Genomic DNA, 26,031 nt, shown 5'->3' with positions numbered 1-26,031 from the left:
AGCAGAGGTACCGTCATGGCCAGCGTCAAAGATTTTTTTGCCGGTCCCATGGGCATCGTGACCTCGGCGGTTGCCGCTGTGGGGGTGGTTTTCGGCTTGTTCAATTCGCTGCTGACCGAACTGGTCCCGCCCATCGACAACAGCCAGCAGACCGTGGGGTTTGCCTCCCTGGGTACCGTCATCGTGTTGCTGGTCCTGAGCCTGCTGATTCGCCGCAAGCTCACCGCCGTTCAAACCCGTACCCTTGCCGTTTTCACTTGCCTGCTGTTTCTGCTGGCGGTGCTCGTCTACTTTCCCTACCGCGACTTCAGCCGCACCTATATCTACCGCTACCCACCCTCCTCCCAGGCCCACAGCGGCCAGAGCTTGCACATTCGCGGTGAGTTGCATGAAAAGGGTCGCGAGCGCGTCAAGGGCATGGCCCTGGCCGAGGCAGTCAATCAACTGGGCGGGCCCGATGACGTCAATGCCATGGGGATTCTGTGGACTGAAGACTCCCGTTTGAAGGTCATCAGCACCTTGGAGCGCTACTACGTTGCCTTGATCATGCTGCTGACCACCGCCTTGTTTTCAGCGGCGCTGGCGGTCTGGCGACTGCAACAACCCAAGTGACGCGGATACACAGGATCGGCATTCAGGAATCAAATACCGGGTATTTCAACATTTAATTTGTGGATAGCAGGAGCTTGTCTATATCGTGTCAATGCATCCCCACGCAGCGCCGGCCGGCGCTGCCAGGCACGGGGACACAACAACAAGTCGAGACTGTCCATGTCGAAATCCTCTTACTACGCCCCTCACGGTGGGCACCCGGCTCAGACCGAGCTGCTGACAGACCGTGCCATGTTCACCGAAGCCTATGCCGTGATCCCCAAGGGCGTGATGCGTGACATCGTCACCAGCCACCTGCCGTTCTGGGACAAGATGCGTATGTGGGTCATCGCCCGTCCGCTGACCGGCTTCTCGGAAACCTTTTCGCAGTACATCGTCGAGCTGGCGCCAGAAGGCGGCAGCGAGCGTCCTGAGCTGGACAAGAATGCCGAAGCGGTGCTGTTCGTCGTCGAAGGCGAAGTCGACATCACCCTGCAAGGCAAGCCGTACACCCTGAAGGAAGGCGGCTACGCCTTCATTCCGCCGGCGGCCGACTGGAGCCTGCGCAACACCAGCGGCAAGAACGTCACCTTCCACTGGATCCGCAAGCACTACCAAGTGGTTGAAGGCCTGGCCCTGCCGGAAGCGTTCGTTACCAACGAAAAAGACATCGAGCCAATCCCGATGCCGGGCACCGACGGCGCGTGGGTCACCACTCGCTTCGTCGACATGGCCGACATGCGCCACGACATGCACGTCAACATCGTGACCTTCCAGCCAGGCGGCGTGATTCCGTTCGCTGAAACCCACGTCATGGAACACGGCCTGTACGTACTGGAAGGCAAAGCGGTATACCGCTTGAACCAGGACTGGGTCGAAGTCGAAGCCGGTGACTTCATGTGGCTGCGCGCCTTCTGCCCGCAAGCCTGCTACTCCGGCGGCCCAGGCCCGTTCCGCTACCTGCTGTACAAAGATGTGAACCGTCACATGAACCTGGTGCTGAACCCACAGCGTTAAGTCCAGGCTCGATGTACAAAAAGCCCGCCGTTATTGGCGGGCTTTTTTGTGGGTGTTGCAGGAGCGGGCTTGCCCCGCGATTGCAATCTGCCAGGCAACCGCAATCGCGGGGCAAGCCCGCTCCTACCAGGGTTTGCGGGGCTGGCCTATGCTTGCTCCATGAAACCCATCCCCCTGTGCACCGCCCTGCTGGTCCTGCTGCTCTGCAGCAGTCCCCACGCCGACTCCTGGCACCTGGCCAAGGACGAAGACGGCATCCAGGTGTATCTGGATGACGTTGCAGGCTCCCACTACCAGCGTTTTCGCGGTGTGGCGCTGATCAAGGCCAGCGTGCTGACCCTGAGCGATCTGCAAGAGAACCTGCGAGTGGCGTGCAAATGGCTCTACGGCTGCGCCTCGATGCGCCTGCTGGAGGTCGAGGGCGACAGTACCTGGGTGTACCTGACCACTGACCTGCCCTGGCCGGCCAGCCCGCGGGACATGGTGATCCGGGTACAGACCGAGCGCACCGACGATGGCGGGATGATCCGCCGCCTCAGTGCCGAGGCCGACAAGGCCGAGCAGGTGCCGGGGCTGATCCGCGTCACTCAGCTCAAGGGCCTGTGGGCCCTGGTGCCCAAGGGCGAGCAATTGACGGAAGTGACGTACCAACTGGAGGCTGAACCTGCCGGCGACATCCCGTCATGGCTGGCCAACCAGTTCGTGATCGACGCGCCGATGGTGTCGTTGCGCACCTTGCGGGCAGTGGCGGAGCGTCAGGGGGTGCGTGACTAGAACACACCGGGCACGGCGTTATCAGACCTCATGCGCCTCAAGCAAACCCGCCAACACCCCCGCCAGCTCCTTGACCATCGGATCGGCCGTGGGCCGATGGACGATGACGATTTCATAACTGTCGATCTCCGGCAGCCCGTTCTGTTGCCCCAACACCACATGCTCGCGCGTGGCCGCACGCGGGGGCAGCAGGCTGATGCCCATGCCGTCGGCCACCGCCGCCTGGATACCGCTCAGGCTCGAGCTGGTGAAGCTGATGCGCCAGCGCCGGCCCATGCTTTCGATGGCGTTGATCATGTCGTCGCGGTACAGGCCGCGCGGCGGGAAGGTCACCAGCGGGATCGGGTCCAGGTCGATGGAGGGCGTGCTGGCGCTGTCGATCCACTGCAGTTCTTCCGGCCAGCAAGCCACGCCTTCACGACTGTTGCGCCGCTGTTTGAGCAGCACCAGGTCAAGTTCGCCGTTGTCGTAGCTCTGGCTCAGGTCGCGGCACAGGCCACTGGTGACTTCCAGCTTGACCTGCTGGTACTTGCGGTTGAACGCCGACAAGGCATTGGTGGTGCGTCCGCCGACAAAGTCCTCGGGCACCCCCAACCGCACCGTCACCCCGACCGTGGCGCCCGCCAGCGCCTCAAGCATCTGGTCGTTCAGGGCGAGCATATGCCGGGCATAACCCAGTAGCGTCTGCCCGGCATCGGTGGGCAACACGTCCCGGTTGCCACGCACCAGCAAGCGGTGGCCGACCATGTCTTCCAGGCGCCGGACCTTCTGGCTCACCGTCGATTGAGTGGAATGCAGCCGCGCCGCGGCCGTGGTGAAGCTGCCGCAGTCGGCCACCACGACAATGGCGCGCAACAAGTCCAGGTCGAACAAGGACCTATTCGGTTTTACACTGATATTCATATGAATATTTAGCTTCTAAATGGGTGACTCGATTTCTATCATGCGCCCATTCACAGAACAACTCACGGAGACCGCCGAATGCGCCTGGAACACTTCAACGTTTTCTTCGCCTGTCTGTTTGCCATGCTCGCCTCGCTCACGGCCAACGCCGAAGGTGGCGTGCTCGAAAGCCAGCTGCGCGAAGCTGCCGAGCGTGGCAATGCTGCACAGGTAAAAACCCTTCTCGACCAGGGCGCCAGCATCGAGGCCCGCGACAAACAGGGCCGTACCCCGCTGCTGCTGGCCACCCACGGCAACCGGATCGAGGCGGCAACCGTGCTGATCGAAGCCGGCGCCGACGTCAACGCCAAGGACTCCATCGACGACAGCCCGTACCTGTACGCCGGTGCCCGCGGCCTCAACCAGATCCTGCAACTGACCCTGAACCACGGTGCCGACCTCAAGAGCACCAACCGCTATGGCGGCACGGCACTGATACCGGCCGCCGAGCGGGGGCATGTCGAAACGGTGCGTACGCTGATCGAGGCCGGGGTGGATGTGAACCACATCAACCGCCTGCACTGGACGGCGCTCATGGAGGCCATCGTGCTCAGCGATGGTGGCGCCCGGCATGTCGAGATCGTCGCGCTGCTGGTCAAGGCCGGGGCCGACGTGAACATCGCCGACAAGGATGGCGTGACCCCGCTGGCCCATGCGCGCCAGCGCGGCTACACGGCGATCGAGAAGATACTGCTGGCGGCGGGCGCCCGCGCCTGATCGGCGGGCACCGTCACCCATAGCGCTAGTCCTGGCGAGGCTGGCGCTCCACCGCCACCGGCGGCGTCGCCTCCTCATCGCTGTTCACCGAACGGCGAAAGCCCTTGATCGACTCGCCCAGGTCAGCACCCAGGGTTTTCAAGCGTTTGCTGCCGAACACCAGCAACACCACTACCAACAGCACCGCCCAGTGTTTCCAGTCGAATACGCCCATGATCCACCCTCCTTCGCTTACTCGATGTCTTCGTAGGGCAGGCCCACGTAGTTCTCGGCAATGTTGACCAGGCCGGCGTGGGAGTTGAAGAAGTACTCGCGGTCGGCCTGCTGCATCTTGTGGTCCCAGGCGTCCTTGTGCTCGCCAAAGTCATGCAGCAGATTGGTCATGAACCAGCTGAAGCGCTCGCCCTTCCATACCCGGCGCAGGGCCAGTTCCGAGTATTTGTCGAGCAGGTCGGTGCGCCCCTGGCCATACACCTTGACCAGGATCCGGTACAGATAGCACACGTCGGAGGCCGCCAGGTTCAGGCCCTTGGCACCGGTCGGCGGAACAATGTGCGCGGCATCGCCCACCAGGAACAGCTTGCCGTACTGCATCGGCTCGACCACGTAACTGCGCAGCGGCGCGATGCTCTTTTCCAGCGACGGCCCGGTCACCAGACGCTCACCGACGTCCTCGGGCAGACGCGCCTTGAGCTCATCCCAGAAGCGCTCGTCGGACCAGTCATCGACATGGTCGGTCAGCGGCACTTGCAGGTAGTAACGGCTGCGGGTCAGCGAGCGCTGGCTGCACAGCACAAAGCCACGGTCGTGGTGGGCATAGATCAGCTCATGATTGACCGGCGGGGTGTCAGACAGCAGGCCGAGCCAGCCGAAGGGATAGACGCGCTCGTAGTGGGTCAGCACCGACGCGGGAATGCTCTTGCGCGCGACACCGTGGAAACCGTCGCAGCCAGCAATGTAGTCGCAGTCGATGCGGTGGCTCTGGCCGTCTTTTTCATAGGTGACGTAGGGCTGCTCACCCTTCATCTCATGGGGCTGGACGTTGTCGGCCGAATAGATGATCGGCGCGCCGCAGGCTTCGCGGGCCTGCATCAGGTCACGGGTGACTTCGGTCTGGCCGTAGACCATCACCGTCTTGCCGCCGGTGAGCGCCTTGAGGTCGACGCGGATGCGCTTGCCGCCGACCAGCAGTTCGACGCCATCGTGCACCAGGCCTTCGGCGTCCATGCGCTCGCAGACACCGGCTTCGCGCAGCAGATCGACCGTCCCCTGCTCGAGCACCCCGGCACGGATGCGGCCCAGCACGTAGTCCGGGGTCTGGCGTTCGAGAATCACGGTGTCGATACCGGCCTTGTGCAACAACTGGCCAAGCAACAGCCCGGAAGGGCCTGCACCAATAATGGCTACCTGAGTCTTCATTGTTCTTGTCTCGCTTGGGGGCTCCACACGCCGCCTGGGCAGCATCTTGGAGCTTTTGTTGTTATTGACCCCTGCATTTTTGCTGACAAAAACCGCCAGAAAAGGTGATATTGCTCCGGTTAATTGCACTTTTGAACATTCGGTTCGATTATCGAACAACGCCATGCTACCCGGCAGGTTGCCCACAATGACAAGATCCAGCCTTCCCAGAATCCCCGTGTTCAAGCTGTACGGTGAAAACCAGGCCTGGCCGACACCCGACTTGCTGCACTGCGAATCCATCCCCAAGCGCAGCAGCCTGCACCACTGGGAGATCAAACCGCACCGCCACGCCGACCTGTTCCAATTGCTGTATGTCCGACGCGGCCACGCCCGGCTGGAAATCGAAGGCAAGCGCAGCGACGTGCATGAGGCAGCGATCCAGGTGATCCCGCCCATGACCGTGCATGGCTTTCAGTTTTCCGCCGACATCGATGGCTACGTACTGACCCTGGGCGCCCCGCTGGTGGCGCAACTGGAGGCCCAACTGGGCGCGCCGCTGAGCGTCCTGGCGTCGATTGGCTGCTACCCCCTGGGCCGCGACCGCCAGGCCCTGCACACCTTGATTCATGTGCTGCACCGAGAATACGAAGGCAGCGCCCCGGCGCGCGAGGTGCTGCTGCACTCACTGATTACCAGCCTGATGGTCTGGATCAGCCGCCAACGCCAGCAAAACATCCACCCGGGCAACCGCGACGAGCGCAACCAGCACTTGCTGGGGCGCTACATCAAACTGGTGGAGCAGCACTACCGCGAGCACCTGTCGGTGGATCACTTCGCCCACCGCCTGGGCATCTCCAGCGTGCACCTGAACATCCTCTGTCGCGAGCTGGCCGGGCAGACAGCCTTGCAGATCATTCACCAACGCCTGCTGCTCGAAGCCCGGCGCAACCTGATCTACACCAACATGAGCATCAGCCAGCTCTCGGACAGCCTGGGCTTCAGCGATCCCACCTACTTCTCGCGGTTCTTCAGGCGGCTGTGCGGGCAGACGCCCAATGCGTTCCGCCAGTCCGCCTCCACCGGCCCGTAGGAGCGGGCTTGCCCCGCGATGGATCTCGAATCCTGCCGACAGATTCATGCTTGCCGGTAACCCGCGTCACCGTTGCGGCTGGATGTGCACGACTCGGGGGCCATCGCGGGGCAAGCCCGCTCCCACAGCCAGCGCAGGTCAGCAAGAGCGCAGCGAATTGTGCTCTTGATCTTGATCTGGCTTTTGATCTACCCGCCCCGTTAACCAGAAGGGCCGAACGGAGGTGTCGTGGAGGGGCTAGCGCGCAGCGCCTTCGGCGAATGCCGAAGTTGCGAAGCGTAGCGTTGCTTGCAACGCGTAGCTCGCAATGCCCCGTAGCGACACCGCAGTGAGGGGACTCGCAGCGCAGCGGAGAGCCCCTGGTGGGCGAGAATTTTTTGCTTACTTTTTTTTCGACTGAAAAAAAGTAAGGCGCCGTAAGGGCGCAAAGGTGATTCAGCGTCACCCTGGCCAATGGATAAGACCACCAACACCAACACCACATCGCGAGGCCGGTGATGGTCCTACCCGATGTGCACGACTCGGAGGCCATCGCGGGGCAAGCCCGCTCCTACCGAGAGTTTTATTCATCTTGCTGAATTTTCTTAATAAATCCCGCCAAGCAAAACCCGATCAGTTAGTTAACTGATTGATAAATAAGGAGATAAAACCTGGCACGCATATTGAGAGGGTCCCGAGCGAATCACTCATAACAATAAGGCTGACCTCTCATGTTCAAACGCTCCCCTCGCCACCTCACCGCCGGCCTGCTCCTGAGCACCTGCGCCTTGCACGCCCATGCCACCGAAGGCGGCATTTCTTCCTGGCCCAATGGCATCGAAATCTACGGCATGGGCATCCTGCCGCCGCCAGGCACCTACGCCCAACTCTTCGTCGGTAATTACCTGGCCGACAGCCTGCGCGACAACAGCGGTGACAAGGCTGCCGACATCGACCTGCGGGTCACCACCCTGGCACCGCGCTTTGTCTGGGTCACCGAGCAAAAGGTATTCGGCGGCGATCTGGGTTTTCACGCCCTGCTGCCGCTCAACGACATGCGCCTGAACGTCAAGAACGGCCCCCACGACCACAAGCGCGGCATCGGCGATGCCCACCTGGGCCCGGTGATCGGCTTTCACCCCAGCGAAAAATTGCACATCGCCACCGGCGTCGATTTCGTCCTGCCCACCGCCAGCGAATACGACGAGGACGACCTGATCAACCTGGGCAACCACTACTACACCGTGCAAGCCGTGCTGGCGATGACTTACCTGGACCCCGACGGCCTGAACGCCGACATCCGCCTGATGCACGACTACAACTTCGAGAACCGCGCGACCCATTACCAGTCCGGTCGCGAGTTGCACGCCGACTACACCCTGGGCTGGGGCCTTGGCAATGGCTGGGTGGTGGGCGTTGGCGGGCATGCCTATCAGCAGATCAGCGACGACAAATGCAGCGCCAGCGACTGCGACGCCGCCGCCCTGGTCGATGCCAGCGACGGCAACCGTGGCCGCTCTTTCTCCATCGGCCCCGCCGTGCAGTACAGCAGCAAGCAGGGCTGGATGTTCAGCGCCAAATGGCAGGATGACTCCGGCGTGCGCAACCGCACCGAAGGCCAGACCTACTGGTTCAAGTTCACCACCGCGCTCTGACGCGAGCGTCCGGTCAGCTGCCCTTGAGCCGGTAGCTGACCTGGGCGCGGCTCATGCCGAGCATCTGCGCGGCGGCGGTGACATTGCCACCGGAGCGCTCCAGTGCCAGTTGCACCAGGCGCCGTTCGATCTCTTCCAGCGAGGTGCCCAGCACCCGCTGCTGGCCGCTGAAGAACGCCTGCAGGCTGGCCAGCTCCGGCGCCCCGCCATCGGCCATGTGCGCCGCGCCACTTTCAGTCGCCGGCAGCGGTGCAGGCGCTACCTTGCCCATGGCCAGGCGCCCTTCCGTGGTCAGGCCGATGGCAGCCTCCATCAATGGCGCACCGGCTTCGGCCAGGTGCACCACGTCCATTGCCTCGCCATCACTGGCCGCGATCACGCCGCGCTCGACCAGGTTCTGCAGCTCGCGAATATTGCCGGGAAAACGGTAAGTCAGCAGCGCATTGACCAGGCGCATGCTGAAGCCCGTCAACTGGCGGCCGTGACGCTGGCTGAAGGTGCGCAGGAAGTAGCTCATCAACAGCGGGATGTCTTCACGCCGCTCACGCAGCGGCGGCAAGTGAATAGGGAACACATTCAGGCGGTAGAACAGGTCTTCACGAAAGCGCCCCGCCTCCACTTCACGACGCAGGTCCAGGTTGGTGGCGGCGATCACCCGCACATCCACCAGAATCGGCGCACTGCCGCCCACCCGCTCGATTTCGCCTTCTTGCAGGGCGCGCAGGATCTTGCTTTGCGCATGCAGGCTCAAGGTCCCGATTTCATCCAGGAACAGCGTGCCGCCGTGGGCCCGCTCGAAGCGCCCCGGCCGCGAGCGTTCGGCACCGGTGAAGGCACCGCGCTCGACCCCGAACAACTCGGCCTCCACCAGGTTCTCCGGCAGGGTCGCGCAATTGAGCGCCACCATCGGGATGTGCTGGCGACTGCTGGCCTGGTGCAGGGTACGGGCGAACAACTCCTTGCCCACCCCCGACTCACCGGTCAGCAACACCGTGGCCTGGGTCGGCGCTACCCGATGCAGCAATTGGCTGGCCGCCACGAAGCTTGCCGAGATCCCCACCAACTGCTTGCCGTCGGCAGGCACTTCAAGGTCGGCCACCGGTGTCTCGACACCCGCGTGATAGGCACTGCGGCTGAGAAAATCACCGGGGTCCAGGTAAGCCAGGTCGATGTCGATGTCGTCCCACTGCTCGGCAGGCTTGCCGACGATCCGGCAGGCGCCGTGGCCCATGGCCCGGCACTGGTGCTCGCGAAACACCACCAGGCGTCCGAGCAACGAGGAGGCATAGCCGCTGGCGTAGCCGATCTCCATCCAGCACGCCGGCTCCCCGCCCAGGCCGTAGGCAGCAATGTGCTCATCGACCTCCAGGGAGTTGTGCCAGAGAAACTCGGAATAGAAATGACCGATGCTCGAGTCGATCTCGAAGCGCACCACCTCGACATTGACCATGCCTTCGAGCATGTGCAGGCGCGGGCCTGCGCTATAGAGGCTGGCGTGGTCGCCCTCGGGCCATTGCTCGCTGACCTGGGCGGCATCGCGGGCACCGGCTTGCCAGCCAATGCGGGTGAGCAGGCCACGGGCCTTGTCCAGGCCCAGGGCGTCGATCAGCTCGTGGCGAATGGCACCAAAAGCCGAGCCTTGCAGCAGCATCATGCGCTGGCCACACAGCCAGATGCTACCGTCCTGGGGCGCAAAGGCCACCGACTCGGCCAGTTGCTCGGCCGAAGGCAGGCCGGTGCTGCCGAATTGATTGGTGCGATCGACGATCACGCGCTTGTGCCGGCCCAGCAGCTGCTTGAAAAACGCTTCGTCCACGGGCCGACCCGATTTGCCAGGTGTTGTAGGAGTCATAGGCAATAAGTGCAAGGCAGAAGGTAAGGCCTCCAGTATGCCCCCCGCCCCGGCGGGGTCAATCGGCAGGCAGTCGCGGCGCGCAGGCAACAGCGGAAAACGTCCGATAACCGCACGGATTCTTCCCGACCCCGCCGCGCTGCCGAGCTTTCTGCAAACGCCGGATTCTCTGCATAAATTTTCGCACCCAGGCGGCGACTGCCATGGCTTAAAAACCCCACACATACATCCAAGCTATTGTTTTTACGGACTTTTTATCCATAAAACCGAAATGGCACGATAGTTGTTAAGGGCTGTTCATCGCAATGTCACAACAAAAGAGAGAAGCCGATGACACCTACCCGCCCTGCCTACCAGAACCTTCATCTGCAGCCATTGGCCGGCCAGTGGCGCGCCGGCAGTGCCGAGCGCTCGCTGACGGTGACCGACCCTTTCAACCAGCAGGCCCTGCTGCACATTCCCCTGGCCACCCGCGACGACCTCGACGCCGCCTACCGGGGCGCCCGGCAGGTACAGGCCGAATGGGCCGCACAAGCCCCGGCCGTCCGCAGCCAGGTGATGCTGGCAGCGGCGCGTATTTTTGATGAACGCCGCGAAGAGATCATCGACTGGATCATCCGCGAATCGGGCAGCACGCGGATCAAGGCCCAAATCGAATGGGGCGCCGCCCGCGCGATCATCCTCGAGTCGGCCAGCCTGCCCAGTCGCGTCCACGGGCGTATCCTCGCCTCGAACATCCCCGGCAAGGAAAGCCGCGTGTACCGCAAGCCCCTGGGCGTGATCGGGGTGATCAGCCCATGGAATTTCCCCCTGCACCTGACCGCCCGCTCCCTGGCCCCTGCCCTGGCCCTGGGCAATACCGTGGTGGTCAAGCCCGCCAGCGACACGCCGGTCAGCGGCGGCCTGCTGCTGGCGCGCATTTTTGAAGAAGCCGGCCTGCCGGCGGGTGCCCTGAGCGTGGTGGTCGGCGCCGGAGCCGAGATCGGTGACGCCTTTGTCGAGCACCCGGTGCCGGCGTTCATTTCCTTCACCGGCTCGACCCAGGTGGGTCGCACCATCGGCCGCATCGCCAGCGGCGGCGAACACCTCAAGCACCTGGCCCTGGAGCTGGGCGGCAACAGCCCGTTCGTGGTGCTGGCCGATGCCGACCTGGAGCAGGCGGTGAATGCCGCCGTGGTCGGCAAGTTCCTGCACCAGGGCCAGATCTGCATGGCGGTCAACCGCATCATCGTCGAGCAACCGCTGCTGGCGGCCTTCACCGAACGCTTCGTCGAGCGGGTCAAGGCCCTGCCATGTGGCGACCCGAGCCTGCCCGGCACGGTGATTGGCCCGGTCATCAATGCACGGCAACTGGCCGGTCTTCAAGAAAAAATCGCCACCGCCCGGGCCGAAGGTGCGCAGCTGCTCACCGGCGGCCAGGCCCAGGGCAATGTGCTGCCCCCCCATGTGTTCGGCAGCGTCACCGCCGACATGGACATCGCCCACGCCGAAATCTTCGGCCCGCTGGTGGGCATCCAGGCCGCCCGCGATGCCGAGCATGCCCTGGAACTGGCCAACCGCAGCGAGTACGGGCTGTCCAGCGCAGTGTTCACCGCCAGCCTTGAACGCGGCGTGCAGTTCGCCCAGCAGATCCATGCCGGCATGACCCACATCAACGACATCCCGGTCAACGACGAACCCAACGCACCGTTCGGTGGCGAGAAGAACTCGGGCCTCGGGCGCTTCAACGGCGACTGGGCCATCGAGGAGTTCACCACCGACCACTGGATCACCGTGCAGCACCGCCCTCGGGCCTATCCATTCTGATTGCCTTGCCTCTACCCATAACAATAAGGAGTCCCCAATGTCCCTACTACCCAACCGCCCGGCTGTGCGACGGACCGTCAATGCCTGCCTTGCCCTGCCCCTGATCCTGCTTGCCGGCACTGCCGCCGCCGATGGCGACGGTGTGTGGAAAGGCGGCGAGAACGTCTACGCCAAAGTCTGCGGCCACTGTCACGAAGGCCAGGTCGGCCCGCAAATCAAGGGCCGGCAACTGCCGCCGGCGTACATCAGCGCCGTGGTGCGCAACGGCTTCCGGGCCATGCCGGCGTTCCCGGCCTCGTTCATCGACGACAACGCCCTGCAGCAGGTGGGCGAGTACCTGGCCAAATCCCCTGCCCCTGCAGCCAAACCGTGAGGGCCCGAGCATGATGACTATCGAACGTCGCGCGTTGCTCAAGGGCATGGCCGTGGGTGGAGTGGCCGGCGTGGCCATGGCCAGTTCAGGCCTGGGCCTGGCCGGCACGGTGCTGGGCCGCAGCGTCCCGGCGCAGGGTGCGAGCCTGGCCATTATCAGCCCCGAGGTCGCAGGCTCGGCTTTTGTCCGGGGCCTGCAAGCAAGCCCGGCCAGCCCGCAAATCCAGGTCCTGCCCACGGGCCTGGAACTGGCGTTTGTCCTCGGCCTGCAGCAACGCCTGGCCAACGGCAAGGGCCAGCGCCTGGTCGGCCTGGTGGACGATGCCAGCGCCGCGCTGATTGTTGACGTCGCCCGCAGTGCCGGCGCCCGCCTGCAGTGGCTGGGCCAGCACAGCGCCACAAAGGGGCGCTCGGCGCACCGCTTGCTCAGTGCCCAGGTTTCACACGGCTGCGCCCTGCACCTGGGCCAACACCTCAATGCCTGCGGCCAGGGTTTCAGCCTGCACGAACAGCGCCTGCACAGCCCGGCACCCACCCTGGACGTGGCAGCCGCCAGTCGCACCCAAAGCGGTGACCAATGGGCCGCCACCCTGGGTTACGCCCTGGCCGTACTGGGCAGCACCGACACGGGCCAGGCGCCGCTGATTGCCCACCGTCCACCGGCACTGACCGGCACCTACGTGTCGTTCTCGATCGCAGTCTGAAGGATTCCAACATGAGCCAAGCAACCGCCAACACCCTGTTGCCCCGTGGCGTCAACGACGCCAACTTCCAGCAAGCCATCGCCCAGTTCCGCGCCCTGCTGGGCGATGAGAATGTGCTGGTCAAGGATGAGCAGCTGATCCCTTACAACAAGATCATGATGGCCGTGGACAACGCCGAACACGCACCGTCTGCCGCCGTCACTGCCACCACCGTCGAGCAGGTGCAAGGCGTGGTGAAGATCTGCAACCAGTTCAAGGTGCCGGTCTGGACCATCTCCACCGGCCGCAACTTCGGTTACGGCTCGGCCGCTCCCGGCCAGCGCGGCCAGGTGATCCTGGATCTGAAAAAGATGAACAAGATCCTCCACGTCGACCCTGAGCTGTGCACCGCCCTGGTCGAACCCGGCGTCACCTACCAGCAACTCTACGACTACATCCAGGAGCACAACCTGCCGCTGATGCTGTCGTTCTCCGCGCCGTCGGCCATCGCCGGCCCCCTGGGCAATACCATGGACCGCGGCGTGGGCTACACCCCCTACGGCGAGCATTTCCTGATGCAGTGCGGCATGGAAGTGGTACTGGCCAACGGTGACCTGTACCGCACCGGCATGGGCGGGGTCAAAGGCGACAACGCCTGGCAAGTGTTCAAGTGGGGTTACGGCCCGACCCTGGACGGCATGTTCACCCAGGCCAACTACGGCATCTGCACCAAGATGGGCTTCTGGCTGATGCCCAAGCCGCCCGTGTTCAAGCCGTTCGAGATCAAATTCGACAACCAGTCCGATATCGCCGAAATCGTCGAATTCATCCGTCCGCTGCGCATCGCCCAGGTCATTCCCAACTCGGTGGTCATCGCCGGCGTATTGTGGGAGGCCTCCACCTGCAACACCCGGCGCAGCGACTACACCCTGGAGCCCGGCGCCACCCCCGACGCCATCCTCAAGCAGATCCAGAAAGACAAGAACCTCGGCGCCTGGAACGTCTACGCCGCGCTGTACGGCACCCAGGAACAGGTCGATGTGAACTGGAAGATCGTCACCGGCGCCCTCAAACAACTGGGCAAGGGCCGCATCGTCACCCAGGAAGAGGCCGGCGATACCCAGCCGTTCAAATACCGCGCCCAGTTGATGTCCGGGGTGCCCAACCTGCAAGAGTTCGGCCTGTACAACTGGCGTGGCGGTGGCGGTTCGATGTGGTTCGCGCCGGTCAGCCAGGCCCGCGGCAGCGAGTGCGACAAACAGCAGGCGCTGGCCAAGAAAATCCTCAACAAGCATGGCCTGGACTATGTCGGTGAATTCATCGTCGGCTGGCGTGACATGCACCACGTGATCGACGTGCTGTACGACCGCACCAGCCCCGAGGAAACCCAACGCGCCAACGCCTGTTTTGCTGAACTGCTGGATGTGTTCGAGGAGGCGGGCTACGCCGTGTACCGGGTCAACACCGCCTTCCAGGAGCGGGTGGCGCAGAGCTACGGGACGGTCAAGCGCAAACTCGAGCACACCCTCAAACGCGCCCTGGACCCGAACAACATCCTTGCCCCGGGCAAATCCGGCATCGACCTGGCCAACCCCTTCTAACCATCCCGCCCGCCAGCCCCACCTGGCGGGCCCCTCCCCCCATATTGACAACCTGTAGGAGCGGGCTTGCCCCGCGAAAGCCCCTGAATGCCGCAACCATGTCCAGATCCGCAGCATTGCCTACCTTTGCCCTTCGCACACCGCCAACCCAGCCACCACAAATCGTCCCGTCAGTAGGCTGAGTGGAGGCGTTGCGTAGCCGGGTGCAGGCCATGGATGGCCTGCAAGCACCGCAGGGCCAGGGACGGCCCTTCGGTGCGTACAGGCGCAAAGGTGAAGTGGGGGCGCGGCATGGAATGGGTATGTTTGCAGGGTTGAAGGCCGCATCGCGGGGCAAGCCCGCTCCTACCGGTCCAACCTCTACCAACCGAGTCCCTGTAGCCGCTGGCGATAGCCTGGGTCGGGGCTCTGTGCCAGCTCAACCGGCTCAAGTGGGAGCGGGCTTGCCCCGCGAGAGGCCGGTCCAGCCAACAGAACAAGTGTTGGCTGAACGATTGATCGCGGGGCAAGCCCGCTCCTACAGGCCGCTGCGCAGGGCCTTGCGATAGTCCCCCGGCGACTGGCCGGTCCACTTCCTGAACGCCTTGCGAAAGTTGGCGGCCTCGGAGAAACCGACCTGGGCGGCCAGTTCATCCATGGGCATATCGCTCTGCTGCAGAAACTCGATGGCCAGGGCGCAGCGCACTTCATCCAGCACACTCTGGTAAGTGCGCTGCTGTTCAGCCAGGCGCCGGTGCAGCGTGCGGGTCGACATGCCCAGGGCCTCGGCCACCGCGTCCACCCCCGGGAAACGTCCGCTGCGGCTCAGACAGGCCATGCGCACCGACTCGATCAGGTCGGACTCATCCGGCAGGCTGGCAACCAACTGCTGGCAGAACCCCATGGTCATCGCCGAGGTAATCGGGTTGGCATTCGGGCAAGGCAGTTGCAGCACGCTCGCGTCGAAGCGCCACTCCATCACCTCGCTGTTGAACACCACCGGGCAGCGAAACACCGCCTCATAACACTGCCAGTGCTCTGGCGCAGGATAGGGCAACAACAGCCGGACCGAGGGAAAGGGCTTTTCCAGCACGCACTGCACCAGCGAGTGGATCGAGGCAAACCAGAACTCCGTTGCCAGGGGCATCAACTCGCCCAGGGCAAAAAAACCCTGGCCGCTGAACACCCCCTCGCTGCCCTCCAGGCGAAACGACTTCTCGAAAATCGGCCCCAGCAGGCGGATATGCCGGATACCGAAATCGACCGCCTGGCCAAAGGTTTCGCTGCTCATCATGGCGTAGCCAAAGATGCCGAAATCACTCAGGCGCTGCCGCCCACCGGCGCGCAGACCGCTGTCGGCATGGCGCATCAGGCGCTGCATATTGGCGAAGATCACCAGCTTCTGGCGGTGCGAGATACGGGTGTTGGGGTCAAGCATCTGCGCCGGCGAAAGTTCGCTGCCCTGCAGCAGGCCGACCGGGTCCACATCCTGACTCTGCAGCTCGGCCACCAGGGCCGGCAAGCCGAGCATGTTGTGCTGCGGAATATCCAGGGACGTGCCGTAGGCGCCAACGATTAGCTGAGTCATCACAGGGTCTCCCTTTTCCGGTGGCAGAAATTAACCCCCGCACTGGCGTATTACAACCTCCCGCCGCGCAACACAGCGTTGCAGCATCAGCACCATTGCACCACTCGACAACAATAATAAAACCTGAGGCTTTCATGAAACGACTGCTTGCTACCACGCTGGCCGCGTGCGTGCCGCTGATTTCACTGCCGTCGCTGGCAAGCGACGCACCGCTCAATATCGTGCGCATCGGCTATGCCGACATCCAGTTCAACACCGACTCGGGCGACATGACCGGCATGCCGGGCACCACCCCTGATGACATTCAGGCCACGGTGCGCGACAGCGGCACCTTGGCCCTGATCTATGAGCGCAGCCTCGGTGGCCCCTGGTCGCTGGTCGTGCAGTCCGGCGCACCGCCGGTCATTGACTTCGACGGCGCAGGCTCCGCCGCACCACTGGGCAAGGTCGGCAGCGCCCGTGCCTGGTTCCCGGCCGTGCTGCTGGCCTACAACTTCAACGTGCTCGGCGTCCAGCCCTACATCGCCGTGGGGGTCAATTACACCTGGTTCAGCGAAGAGAAAATGACCGCTGCCTACAACACCGCCTTCGGCGGTCCCTCCAGCTCGAAGCTGGATGACTCGGTGGGGGCCGTGGCCAAGGTCGGCGTGGAGGTTCCCCTGATCGGCAACTGGACGGCCGGCTTCTCCTACGCGCGCTACTGGATCGACACCACCGCCACCATCAAGACCCAGACCCCGGGCCTGGGCCAGGTGACCCGCAAGATCGACGTCGAGGCTGATCCAGACGTCTATTCGCTGACCATCGGCTACCGCTTCTGATCCCCCTCCTGCCTTTTGCCCGCGCACTAACGGAGCGCCACACATGACCACTGAACCCATCAACAGCACCTTCGACTACATCGTGATCGGCGGCGGCTCGGCCGGCTGTGTGATCGCCAGCCGCCTGAGCGAAGATCCCTCCCTCAGCGTCTGCCTGCTCGAAGCCGGCGGCGCCGACACCAGCGTGCTGATCCACGCCCCGGTGGGCATGGTTGCCATGCTGCCCACGCGCATCAACAACTGGGCGTTCCAGACCGCGCCGCAGCCAGGCCTCAACGGCCGGCGCGGCTACCAGCCACGGGGCAAGACCCTCGGCGGCTCCAGCTCGATCAACGCCATGCTGTATGTGCGCGGCCATCGCCAGGACTATGACCATTGGGCAGCGCTGGGCAACCAGGGCTGGTCCTACGACGAGGTACTGCCCTACTTCATCAAGTCGGAGCAGAACCACAGCCTCAACGACGAGTACCACGGCCAGCACGGCCCGCTCAGTGTCACCGAGGTGAGCTGCCCCAGCGCCCTCAACGCTGCCTTTATCCAGGCCGCCACGCTCAACGGCATTGGCCGCACCCCGGACTACAACGGCGTCGAGCAGGAAGGCGCGTTCATGTACCAGGTCACCCAGCGCAACGGCGAGCGCTGCAGCGCCGCCAAAGCCTTCCTGACCCCCAACCTCGACCGCCGCAACCTCAAGGTGCTGACCGGTGCCACGGTCGAGCGGGTGCTGCTGGAAGGTGCCCGGGCCGTCGGTGTGCAACTGCGCCACGGCGGCGAGCGCATCGTCCTCAAGGTACGCCACGAAGTGGTGCTCAGCGCCGGCAGCTTCGGCTCGCCCCAGGTGCTGATGCTCTCGGGCATCGGCCCGCGCCATGAACTGCAAAAGCACGGCATCCAGGTTGCCCACGAGCTGCCCGGCGTCGGCCAGAACCTGCAGGACCACATCGACTACGTGTTCACCTACCGCAGCCACGACAAGCGCGACACCTTCGGTTTCTCGCCCACCTTCAGTTGGAAAATGCTCAAGGCCATGGCTCAGTGGAAGCGCGAACGCAAGGGCCTGGTCACCTCGCCCTTCGCCGAATCGGGGGCCTTTTTCAAAAGTCACCCCGCGCTCGAAGTGCCCGACCTGCAACTGATCTTCGTCCCCGCCATCGTCGATGACCATGCGCGCAAGATGCGCCCGGGGCACGGCTTCAGTTGCCACCTGACCCTGCTGCGCCCCAAGAGCCGCGGCACGGTCACCCTGGCCAGCAGCGACCCCAGCGCAGCGCCCGTGATCGATCCGTGCTTTTTCAGCGATCCCCAGGACATGGAGGTGCTGATGCGCGGCACCGATATCCAGCGCGCCATCCTCGACGCCCCGCCCCTGGCGCCCTACCGTGGCAAGCCGCTGTACCCGCTGGTCCAACAGGATCGTCAGGCCCTGGAGCAGGACATCCGCAACCGCGCCGACACCCAGTACCACCCGGTGGGCACCTGCAAGATGGGCCACGACCCGCTGGCCGTGGTGGACGATCAACTGCGCGTACACGGCATCAGTGGCCTGCGCGTGGCCGACGCCTCGATCATGCCGACACTGATCGGCGGCAACACCAACGCCCCCAGCATCATGATCGGCGAAAAGGCCGCCGCCCTGCTGCTGCGCAGCCGTCAGGAGGGATAAGCCATGAACGATCTGTCACACGCGCCCGACACCGAAGAAATCGCGCGCATGCACCACCTGCTGCAACGCCAGCGCCAGGCGTTCGACGCGCAGCCCCACGCCCCGCTGAACGTTCGCCTGAACAACCTCAAGCGCCTGATCGCTGCCTTGCGCCGCTACCGACAGCGCATCGTCGCAGCCGTCGATGCCGACTTCGGGGGCCGCGCCGCGTTCGAGACCCTGCAGATCGAAGTGCTCGGGCCGGTGCTGCATGCACGCCATGCCATCGCCCATCTGCGGCGCTGGATGAAGCCTGAGCGGCGCAAGACCGAACTGCTGTTTTTCGGCAACAAGGCCTGGGTGCAATACCAGCCCAAGGGCGTGGTGGGCATCGTCGGCACCTGGAATTTTCCTTTGTACCTGACCCTGGGGCCGCTGGTGACGGCCCTGGCGGCCGGCAATCGGGCGATGATCAAGGTCTCGGAATTCGCCCCGCACAGCCGCCAGGTGCTGCAGACGATGCTCGCCGAGCTGTTCGATGAAGACGAAGTGGCCGTGTTTGGCGGCCAGTTGGCCAGCGCCCAGGCGTTCACTACCCTGCCCCTCGATCACCTGGTGTTCACCGGTGCGCCACAAGTGGGACACCACGTGATGCGCGCCGCCGCCGAGCACCTGGTGCCGGTCACCCTGGAGCTGGGCGGCAAGTCGCCAGCGCTGGTCGGCGAGCACGCCAACCTTGCGGACGCCGCCTTGCGCATCGCCCACGGCAAAGGCTTCAACGCGGGCCAGGTGTGCGTCGCCCCCGACTACGTGCTGGTGCCCCAGGGCCAGGCCCAGGGATTTGCCCAAGCGCTCAAGCAGGCGTTCGAGGGTCTCTACCCCGACCCTGCCAACAGCGCCGACTACACCAGCATCATCAGCGACCGTCATGCCCAGCGCCTGCAGGCACTGCTGGACGACGCCCGGAGCAAAGGCGCGAAAGTCACGAGCTGCCGAAACACCTCCAGCTCACCTCGGCGCCTGGCGCTACAGGTGATCACCGGGGTGAACGACGAAATGCGCGTGGCCCAGGAAGAAATCTTCGGCCCGCTGCTGCCCGTCATCGAGTACCGCGACCTGGACCAGGCCATCGACTACATCCGTGCCCGCCCCCGGCCTTTGGCGCTCTACCCCTTCGGCCTGGATGCACGGCAGAACGAGCATGTGCTTGAACAGACCCACAGCGGCGGCGTGACCCTGGATGACTGGGCCTGGCATGCCTTCCAGCACGACCTGCCCTTCGGCGGCATCGGCAACTCGGGGATGGGCTCGTACCACGGCGAAGAAGGCTTTCGGGCCTTGTCCCATGGCAAGGCGGTGCTCAAACGCCAGCGCTGGTTCCCCACGCAATTGTTCTATCCGCCCTATGGCCGCTGGGTGCAACGCCTGGCCGTAAGGTTCTACCTGGGCAAACCGTGAGACATGCCCCACAGCCTGGCTGTGGGGCACCCGGCAGGCGGGCGGCTTCGATCTATAATCACAGCTTCCTCAGCAGTGGATACACCCGATGCAGCCCAAGCCATCGCCCGCGTCGCGTTCCCGCCTGTTTCTGCCACTGGCCTGCCCACGCCCCCGGCGCACGGTAATCCTGTGTTTTCTGGCAGCCTTCGCCATCACCCTGGTGCTTGCCGGGCGCCAGTACTGGCAACTGCATCAGCGTGAACTGGAAGACCGCCAGCACAACCTGCACTTGCAAGCGCTGGCCATCGAGACGGTGGTGTACCACGGCAAGAGCCAGCTGCAGTTCTTGCGCAGCATCGCCGAGCGGGTGCTGGTCGAGGCCCAGAACCAGCCGTCGATGCGCCGCAACGACGCGATCGACCTGGCCGTGCGCAACAGCCATCAGCCGGTCTGGGGTTTGCCGGTACCCAAATCGGATGCACCGATCCGCGCCATCGGCGATGCCCAGGTAGCGACCATTCACGGTCTCAGTCGCGACCATGAACAGCTGGTCGAAGACCTGCACCTGTCGCGGGCCATGAGCCAGGTGTTGCCGGCACAGTTCCAGAGCGGCGGCAACCTTGAGCGAATCCTGTTCCTGACCACCTCCGGCATCGTCATCGCCTACCCCGGGATCGAAGACGATCAACTGGAGGCCGTGCTGCGCAAGTTCACCAGCTCCCCGCTGATGCACCTGGGCCGTGCCTACAGCGAAGACCTGGACATCACCTTCTACCCCTTGCCCGGCGGCGACTTCGACAAGATCCCGCACCTGCTGCTCAGCTCGCCGGTGTACCTGAACGCCGTGATGCGCGGGGCGCTGATCTACGACCTCCCGCAGAACAAGGTGCAGGAATACCTGTACCAGACCACCGAGGAAGACGAACACCACGCCCTGATCGACAACCAGGGCAACCTGATCGCCTCCAGCGACCAGGTCTTCACCCCCCATGAAGGCAACTGGCTGACCACCCTGCCGGCCAGCCCCAGGCCGGTGGCGCTGCCGACCCTGTTCCAGCGCGACCACGGCACGGTGGAGCTCGATCAAGGCTATCTGCAGTACCGCGAGCTCGAAGGCATCGACCTGATGCTGGTCAACTACATCAGCGCCGCCGACCTGCGCACGGCGGTCAACGGCCAGATGGACATCCTGTTCCTCGGCGTCTGGGCGCTGCTGGCCCTGTTGATGGGGCTCACCCTGTACATCGTCGACCGGCTGTTCAAGGGCCAGTTGCGCCTGAACCGGCAACTGCGCGAAATAGGCCTGGTCGACAGCCTGACCCAGCTGGCCAACCGCCGGCGCCTGCAGGCCGACTTCGGCGGTCTGCTCCAGCGCCTGCAGAGTGATCAGCCGGTGGCCCTGTGGATGCTCGACATCGACCACTTCAAGAACATCAACGACAGCTGGGGCCACAGTGCCGGCGACGAGGTGATCAAGCACCTGGCGACATTGCTGCGAGCGCTGGTACGCAACAAGGACCTGGTGGTGCGGTACGGCGGCGAGGAGTTCTGCGTGGTGATGCCCGAGACTTCACTGGCCGACGCCACCCGGGTGGCCGAGCAACTGCGCAGCGCCACCGCCCAGTCGGTGTGCGTGCCCGATGCCAGCACCCTGCTGGTCAGCGCGCCGTCGCTGGAAATCCACCTGACCGTCTCCATCGGCGTGGCGGAGCTGCGCGTCGATGGCTGCCAGGGCCTGGAAGACCTGGTCGCCACCGCCGACCGGCGCCTGTACGCGGCCAAGAAAAGTGGCCGCAACCGCGTGGTCAATCACGACTGAGCAACGGGCCTGCATGTTTTTTGTCGTCTGCGGCTTGCTGGGCCGCAAAACCCGAGCCTTACGCTCGGCCGGGTGTGCCATAACGACAATAAAACGGAGACACCATGCCCCTTCCCACCTTGTTCCCACGGGCTCGCCTGGCGAGCCTGATTGCCCTCGCCTGCCTGGGCCAGCCGGTGTATGCCGACCCTGCAAGCAGCGCCACCCCGGCCAGCACCCAGACCACCAACAGCAATGCCGCCGTACTCCAGCAGCGCCCGTTCAGCAACGACGCCGACTACGCCGCCGTCACCCGTGGATTGCTCGCCCCCTTCAAGGGCCAGGTGGTGGACGCCAATGGCAAGCCGGTCTGGAGCCTGGCCAGCTACGACTTCCTGAACCACAAAGACAGCCCCGCCACGGTCAACCCGAGCCTCTGGCGCCTGGCCCAACTGAACAATCACGCCGGATTGTTTGAAGTGACGCCGGGCCTGTACCAGGTACGCGGCATGGACCTGGCCAACATGACCATCATCGAGGGTGACGACGGGCTGATCATCATCGACCCGCTCACTACCACGGAAACCGCCCGCGCCGCCCTCGACCTGTACTACCAGAACCGCCCGCACAAACCGGTGGTGGCGGTGATCTACAGCCACACCCACACCGACCACTACGGCGGGGTGCGCGGCGTGATCGACGAGGCCGACGTCAAGGCCGGCAAGGTCAAGGTGCTGGCGCCTTCCGGGTTCATGGAACACGTGATGAGCGAGAACGTCTACGCGGGCAACGCCATGAGCCGCCGCGCCCAGTACCAGTTCGGCCTGTACCTGCCGCGCGGCGAGCAGGGCCAGGTGGACGCCGCCATCGGCAAGGCGGTGGCCATCGGCGGCACCATCACCCTGATCCCGCCCACCGACCTGATCAGCCAGCCCTACGAGACCCGCCGCATCGCCGGCATCGACCTTGAATTCCAGCTCACCCCCGGCACCGAAGCACCGTCGGAGATGAACCTCTATCTGCCCGCGTTCAAGGCCCTGGGCATTGCCGAAAACGCCTCGCAGACCATGCACAACATCCTCACCCCGCGCGGTGCCCAGGTCCGTGATGCCAAGGCCTGGTCGCAGTACCTGGATGCCAGCCTCGGGCGCTACGGCGACAAGGCCGAGGTGTTGTTCGGCCAGCACAACTGGCCGACCTGGGGCGGCGAATCGGTACGCACCCTGCTGGCCGACCAGCGCGACATGTATGCCTTCCTCAACGACCGCACCCTGCACCTGCTCAACCAGGGCCTGACGCCCATGGAAATCGCCCAGAACATGCAGAAGCTGCCGGGCGAGCTGCAGAACAAGTGGTACACCCAGGGCTACTACGGCTCGCTCAGCCACAACTCGCGGGCCGTGTACCAGCGCTACATGGGTTTCTACGACGGCAACCCGGCCAACCTCAACCCGCTGCCGCCGGTAGAGAGCGCACGAATGACGGTCGAGGCCATGGGCGGTGGCGAAGCCGTGCTGGGCAAAATCCGCACGGCAATGGACAAGGGCGAATACCGCTGGGCTGCGCAACTGGGCAACCAACTGCTGTTTGCCGAACCGCAAAACCCCAAGGCCCGCGCCATCCAGGCCGAAGCCCTGGACCAACTGGGCTACCAGAGCGAGAACGCCAACTGGCGCAACATCTACCTGACCGGTGCCATGGAGTTGCGTAACGGCGTACCGAAAAACCCGGGCAGCTCGGTGTCGGCGGACATGGTCCGCGCGCTCACCCCGCAGATGTTCTTCGACTTCATGGCAGTGCGCGTGGATGTCGACAAAGCCGTGGGCCACGACATGAACCTCAACTGGCGCTTCAGCGAACCGGACCAGGCATTCAACCTGACCTTGCGCAACGGCGTCCTGACCCACCGCGAAGGCCTGAACCCCAAGGCCGATGCCGGCCTGACCATGAGCAAAGCGACCCTGGAACAGATCAGCCTCAAACAACTGGACTTCCCGACCGCCATGCAAAAAGGCCTGATCAAACTGGAAGGCAACGGCCAGAAATTTGCCGAACTGCTGGGGACACTGGACACCTTCAGCCCGCAGTTCAACATCGTCACCCCCTGATCCCCCTCGCTCCTACCGCTCCAATCGACACTTGCCCGGTGACGGGCAAGACGAACTCTACAAACCGGGTCCCCGTAGCCGCTGGCACCAGCCTGCGATCGGCCGCGCAGCGGTCGTGCTTCTGTGCCAGCTCAACCGGCTCAGAGAGGGAGCGGGCTTGCCCCGCGAGAGGCCGGTACAGCCAACAAAATGGCTGTTGGCTGAACGATTGATCGCGGGGCAAGCCCGCTCCTACCGCTCCAATCGGCACCTGCCCGGTGACGGGCAAGACGGTCTCTGCAAACCGGGTCCCCGTAGCCGCTGGCGCCAGCCTGCGATCGGCCGCGCAGCGGTCGTAATGGAACACGCACACAACGCTATATCCCTGTGCAATCTCTCCTAACCGGCGACTGCTGCGCAGTCGATCGCAGCCTCGTTCCTCGACAGCGGCTACACATCTGGCCAGCCCCTCGTAACCGCTGGCGATAGCCTGGGGCGTGGCTCTGTGCTGGGCTCAAGTGGGAGCGGGCTTGCCCCGCGAGAGGCCGGTACAGCCAACAGAACAGGTGTTGGCTGAACCATTGATCGCGGGGCAAGCCCGCTCCTACCGGTCCCAATCGGCACTTGCCCGGTGACGGGCAAGACGAACTCTACAAACCGGGTCCCCGTAGCCGCTGGCGCCAGCCTGCGATCGGCCGCGTAGCGGTCGTGCTTCTGTGCCAGCTCAACCCGCTCCTACCGGTCCAAATCGGCACTTGCCCGGTGACGGGCAAGACGTTCTCTGCAAACCGGGTCCCTGTAGCCGCTGGCGCCAGCCTGCGATCGGCCGCGTAGCGGTCGTGGTTTTCTGCAGTTACTTGGCCCACCGCCGCAATTCAGACGGTGTGTAGTCATCCGTCTTCGCGGTGAACCCAACCCGCATCGGCGCTTTTTCTTCGTTGCTCAATCCACCCGCGTAATACCGCCCCGAGATCAGGTCGTAGGAGGTCTCCAGGACGTTGTAGGTAAAGTCATGGTCGTAATGCTGGATCGCATGCAACTCGGAACTGCGCCACAACTCTCCACGGCTGTCGTACTGGTCCACCTGGGCAATCTGCCAGCTGTCTTCATCCACGTAGAAGCGACGCTTGCTGTAGATGTGCCGCGCCCCCGGTTTGAGCGTGGCCTCCACGACCCACACACGGTGCTTCTCGTAACGGGTATAGGCCGGGTTGATGTGATTGGGCGTTACCAACTGCGCAAGGCTCACTGAACGACTCCCGAGCCGGTAACTGTTGTAGGGAATCAGCATTTCCTGCTTGCCCACCAGCTTCCAGTCGAAGCGATCCGGTGCGCCGTTGAAACCATCAATGTTGTCAGCCGTGATCAGCCCATTGCTGTAGCGCGCACTGTTGTCGTAGGCCAGCATCGGCGCGCGGCGCACCCGGCGCTGGGCCGGCAGGTACTGCCAGGCCGAACGCGGCTCGCTGACCTGGTCGACCGGTTCATGCACCAGCACGGTTTCACCCGCCAGGCGCGCCGGTTCCAGGATCCGGCTCTTGAACATGAACAGCACATTGGACGTCGGCTCAAGGCCATTGACCGCTTCGGCAAAACTCACCAACGACTGTGCCCGGATAAAACTCGCCGCACCGTTCTCGCGCACCAGGGCAATGCTGCTGAATCGCTCATAGCTGCCCCCGCGCCAGCGGGTCATGTGGTTCCACATCACCTCGATACCCTCGGTGGGCAGCGGGAAGGGAATGCCGCGTACGTAGTCATGCAGGCCGTTGCCCCCATCGGCCAGGGTGGTCTTGCCGGCGTTCACCCGGCTGTCGGCCAGCACCGGCGCCGGCAGCCGTGCCGTGCGATGGCTGGGGTACACCGGCATCTGGAAGCTGGCCGGATAGCGCTTGAACATCGCCACCTGGCCCGGGCTGAGCAACGCCTGGTACTGGGCCAGGTTCTGCGCCGTCACGGTGTACAGCGGCTTTTCGCTGGCGAACGGGTCGCTGTAGCCGCCATTGCTGTCGATACTGCCGGCGCTCTTGTCCAGGCCGCCGGTCCAGGCCGGGATGCTGCCGTCGGCATTGCCTGCGCGCTCCGAGCCCATGGGGGTGAGGGTCTTGTCCAACGCACCAAGGTCGTTGCTCTTGGCCTGGACCAGGGCACTGACGCACGTCAGGGCCAACAACAGGGGATGAATACGCATTGTTA

The 26,031-nt window shown here is 64.1% G+C and carries 21 protein-coding genes; 15 read left to right on the top strand and 6 right to left on the bottom strand.

Annotated features, from left to right (window positions below):
- Nucleotides 1–15: 15 nt before the first annotated feature.
- From U9R80_RS10865 to U9R80_RS10855, 3 genes are all read left to right on the top strand, one after another.
- On the top strand, nt 16–612 hold the full coding sequence (locus U9R80_RS10865; protein WP_301839631.1) for a hypothetical protein: 597 nt from the start codon (nt 16–18) through the stop codon (nt 610–612).
- Between the two features lie 159 nt (nt 613–771).
- Entirely contained in the window at nt 772–1,608 is an 837-nt protein-coding gene (locus U9R80_RS10860; RefSeq protein ID WP_028944847.1) for a bifunctional allantoicase/(S)-ureidoglycine aminohydrolase, read from the top strand.
- A 159-nt stretch (nt 1,609–1,767) separates the two neighbouring features.
- Entirely contained in the window at nt 1,768–2,382 is a 615-nt protein-coding gene (locus U9R80_RS10855) for an START domain-containing protein (protein ID WP_301839633.1), read from the top strand.
- A gap of 21 nt (nt 2,383–2,403) precedes the next feature.
- Here the strand turns inward: U9R80_RS10855 and U9R80_RS10850 are convergent, their stop codons facing one another.
- On the bottom strand, nt 2,404–3,285 hold the full coding sequence (locus tag U9R80_RS10850) for a LysR substrate-binding domain-containing protein (protein WP_301839634.1): 882 nt from the start codon (nt 3,283–3,285) through the stop codon (nt 2,404–2,406).
- Nucleotides 3,286–3,408: 123 nt separating this feature from the next.
- On the opposite strand from U9R80_RS10850, the gene U9R80_RS10845 reads away from it, so the two are divergent.
- Complete coding sequence (locus U9R80_RS10845) at nt 3,409–4,041, top strand: ankyrin repeat domain-containing protein (protein WP_301839852.1); 633 nt, start codon at nt 3,409–3,411, stop codon at nt 4,039–4,041.
- Between the two features lie 25 nt (nt 4,042–4,066).
- Here U9R80_RS10845 and tatA read toward each other — a convergent pair whose 3' ends face one another.
- Both tatA and pobA read right to left on the bottom strand, forming a co-directional pair.
- On the bottom strand, nt 4,067–4,255 hold the full coding sequence (gene tatA, locus U9R80_RS10840) for a twin-arginine translocase TatA/TatE family subunit (RefSeq protein WP_036990060.1): 189 nt from the start codon (nt 4,253–4,255) through the stop codon (nt 4,067–4,069).
- A gap of 17 nt (nt 4,256–4,272) precedes the next feature.
- Entirely contained in the window at nt 4,273–5,460 is a 1,188-nt protein-coding gene (gene pobA, locus U9R80_RS10835; protein ID WP_301839647.1) for a 4-hydroxybenzoate 3-monooxygenase, read from the bottom strand.
- Between the two features lie 187 nt (nt 5,461–5,647).
- Here pobA and U9R80_RS10830 point away from each other — a divergent pair, with 187 nt between their 5' ends.
- The gene (locus tag U9R80_RS10830) at nt 5,648–6,532 is read left to right on the top strand and encodes a helix-turn-helix domain-containing protein (protein ID WP_301839648.1); all 885 of its coding nucleotides are present in this window, start codon (nt 5,648–5,650) and stop codon (nt 6,530–6,532) included.
- A gap of 710 nt (nt 6,533–7,242) precedes the next feature.
- Entirely contained in the window at nt 7,243–8,166 is a 924-nt protein-coding gene (locus U9R80_RS10825) for a SphA family protein (protein ID WP_301839649.1), read from the top strand.
- 13 nt (nt 8,167–8,179) lie between these two features.
- Here U9R80_RS10825 and U9R80_RS10820 read toward each other — a convergent pair whose 3' ends face one another.
- The gene (locus U9R80_RS10820) at nt 8,180–10,018 is read right to left on the bottom strand and encodes a sigma-54-dependent Fis family transcriptional regulator (RefSeq protein WP_301839651.1); all 1,839 of its coding nucleotides are present in this window, start codon (nt 10,016–10,018) and stop codon (nt 8,180–8,182) included.
- Between the two features lie 330 nt (nt 10,019–10,348).
- Here U9R80_RS10820 and U9R80_RS10815 point away from each other — a divergent pair, with 330 nt between their 5' ends.
- Genes U9R80_RS10815 through U9R80_RS10800 form a run of 4 tightly spaced genes read left to right on the top strand, consistent with a single transcriptional unit; the run spans nt 10,349 to nt 14,480 of the window.
- Nucleotides 10,349–11,824: an aldehyde dehydrogenase family protein gene (locus U9R80_RS10815; protein WP_301839652.1), complete on the top strand. Its 1,476-nt coding sequence runs from the start codon at nt 10,349–10,351 to the stop codon at nt 11,822–11,824.
- Nucleotides 11,825–11,861: 37 nt separating this feature from the next.
- Complete coding sequence (locus U9R80_RS10810) at nt 11,862–12,197, top strand: c-type cytochrome (RefSeq protein ID WP_301839654.1); 336 nt, start codon at nt 11,862–11,864, stop codon at nt 12,195–12,197.
- Between the two features lie 10 nt (nt 12,198–12,207).
- On the top strand, nt 12,208–12,900 hold the full coding sequence (locus U9R80_RS10805; protein ID WP_324804923.1) for a hypothetical protein: 693 nt from the start codon (nt 12,208–12,210) through the stop codon (nt 12,898–12,900).
- Nucleotides 12,901–12,911: 11 nt separating this feature from the next.
- Nucleotides 12,912–14,480: an FAD-binding oxidoreductase gene (locus U9R80_RS10800; protein ID WP_301839656.1), complete on the top strand. Its 1,569-nt coding sequence runs from the start codon at nt 12,912–12,914 to the stop codon at nt 14,478–14,480.
- A gap of 517 nt (nt 14,481–14,997) precedes the next feature.
- Here U9R80_RS10800 and U9R80_RS10795 read toward each other — a convergent pair.
- Nucleotides 14,998–16,047: an AraC family transcriptional regulator gene (locus tag U9R80_RS10795; protein ID WP_301839657.1), complete on the bottom strand. Its 1,050-nt coding sequence runs from the start codon at nt 16,045–16,047 to the stop codon at nt 14,998–15,000.
- Between the two features lie 134 nt (nt 16,048–16,181).
- On the opposite strand from U9R80_RS10795, the gene U9R80_RS10790 reads away from it, so the two are divergent.
- The 5 genes from U9R80_RS10790 to U9R80_RS10770 all read left to right on the top strand — a co-directional run bounded on the left by U9R80_RS10790 (nt 16,182) and on the right by U9R80_RS10770 (nt 23,856).
- A complete protein-coding gene (locus U9R80_RS10790) occupies nt 16,182–16,868 on the top strand; it encodes an OmpW/AlkL family protein (RefSeq protein ID WP_301839658.1) in 687 nt (228 codons plus the stop codon).
- A 43-nt stretch (nt 16,869–16,911) separates the two neighbouring features.
- Complete coding sequence (locus U9R80_RS10785; protein WP_301839661.1) at nt 16,912–18,531, top strand: GMC family oxidoreductase; 1,620 nt, start codon at nt 16,912–16,914, stop codon at nt 18,529–18,531.
- 3 nt (nt 18,532–18,534) lie between these two features.
- Entirely contained in the window at nt 18,535–19,968 is a 1,434-nt protein-coding gene (locus U9R80_RS10780) for a coniferyl aldehyde dehydrogenase (RefSeq protein ID WP_301839662.1), read from the top strand.
- An 88-nt stretch (nt 19,969–20,056) separates the two neighbouring features.
- On the top strand, nt 20,057–21,769 hold the full coding sequence (locus tag U9R80_RS10775) for a diguanylate cyclase (protein WP_301839663.1): 1,713 nt from the start codon (nt 20,057–20,059) through the stop codon (nt 21,767–21,769).
- A gap of 104 nt (nt 21,770–21,873) precedes the next feature.
- Nucleotides 21,874–23,856 (top strand): alkyl/aryl-sulfatase, encoded by a 1,983-nt coding sequence (locus U9R80_RS10770; RefSeq protein WP_301839664.1) that lies wholly within the window; start codon nt 21,874–21,876, stop codon nt 23,854–23,856.
- Nucleotides 23,857–24,688: 832 nt separating this feature from the next.
- Here the strand turns inward: U9R80_RS10770 and U9R80_RS10765 are convergent.
- On the bottom strand, nt 24,689–26,026 hold the full coding sequence (locus U9R80_RS10765) for a DUF1329 domain-containing protein (RefSeq protein ID WP_301839665.1): 1,338 nt from the start codon (nt 26,024–26,026) through the stop codon (nt 24,689–24,691).
- Nucleotides 26,027–26,031: the final 5 nt, after the last annotated feature.

It is taken from the genome of Pseudomonas sp. JQ170C (assembly GCF_035581345.1).
Lineage (GTDB): Bacteria > Pseudomonadota > Gammaproteobacteria > Pseudomonadales > Pseudomonadaceae > Aquipseudomonas.
Note: the sequence above shows the minus strand (reverse complement) of the source record. Positions and strands in the feature narration are given on the sequence as shown.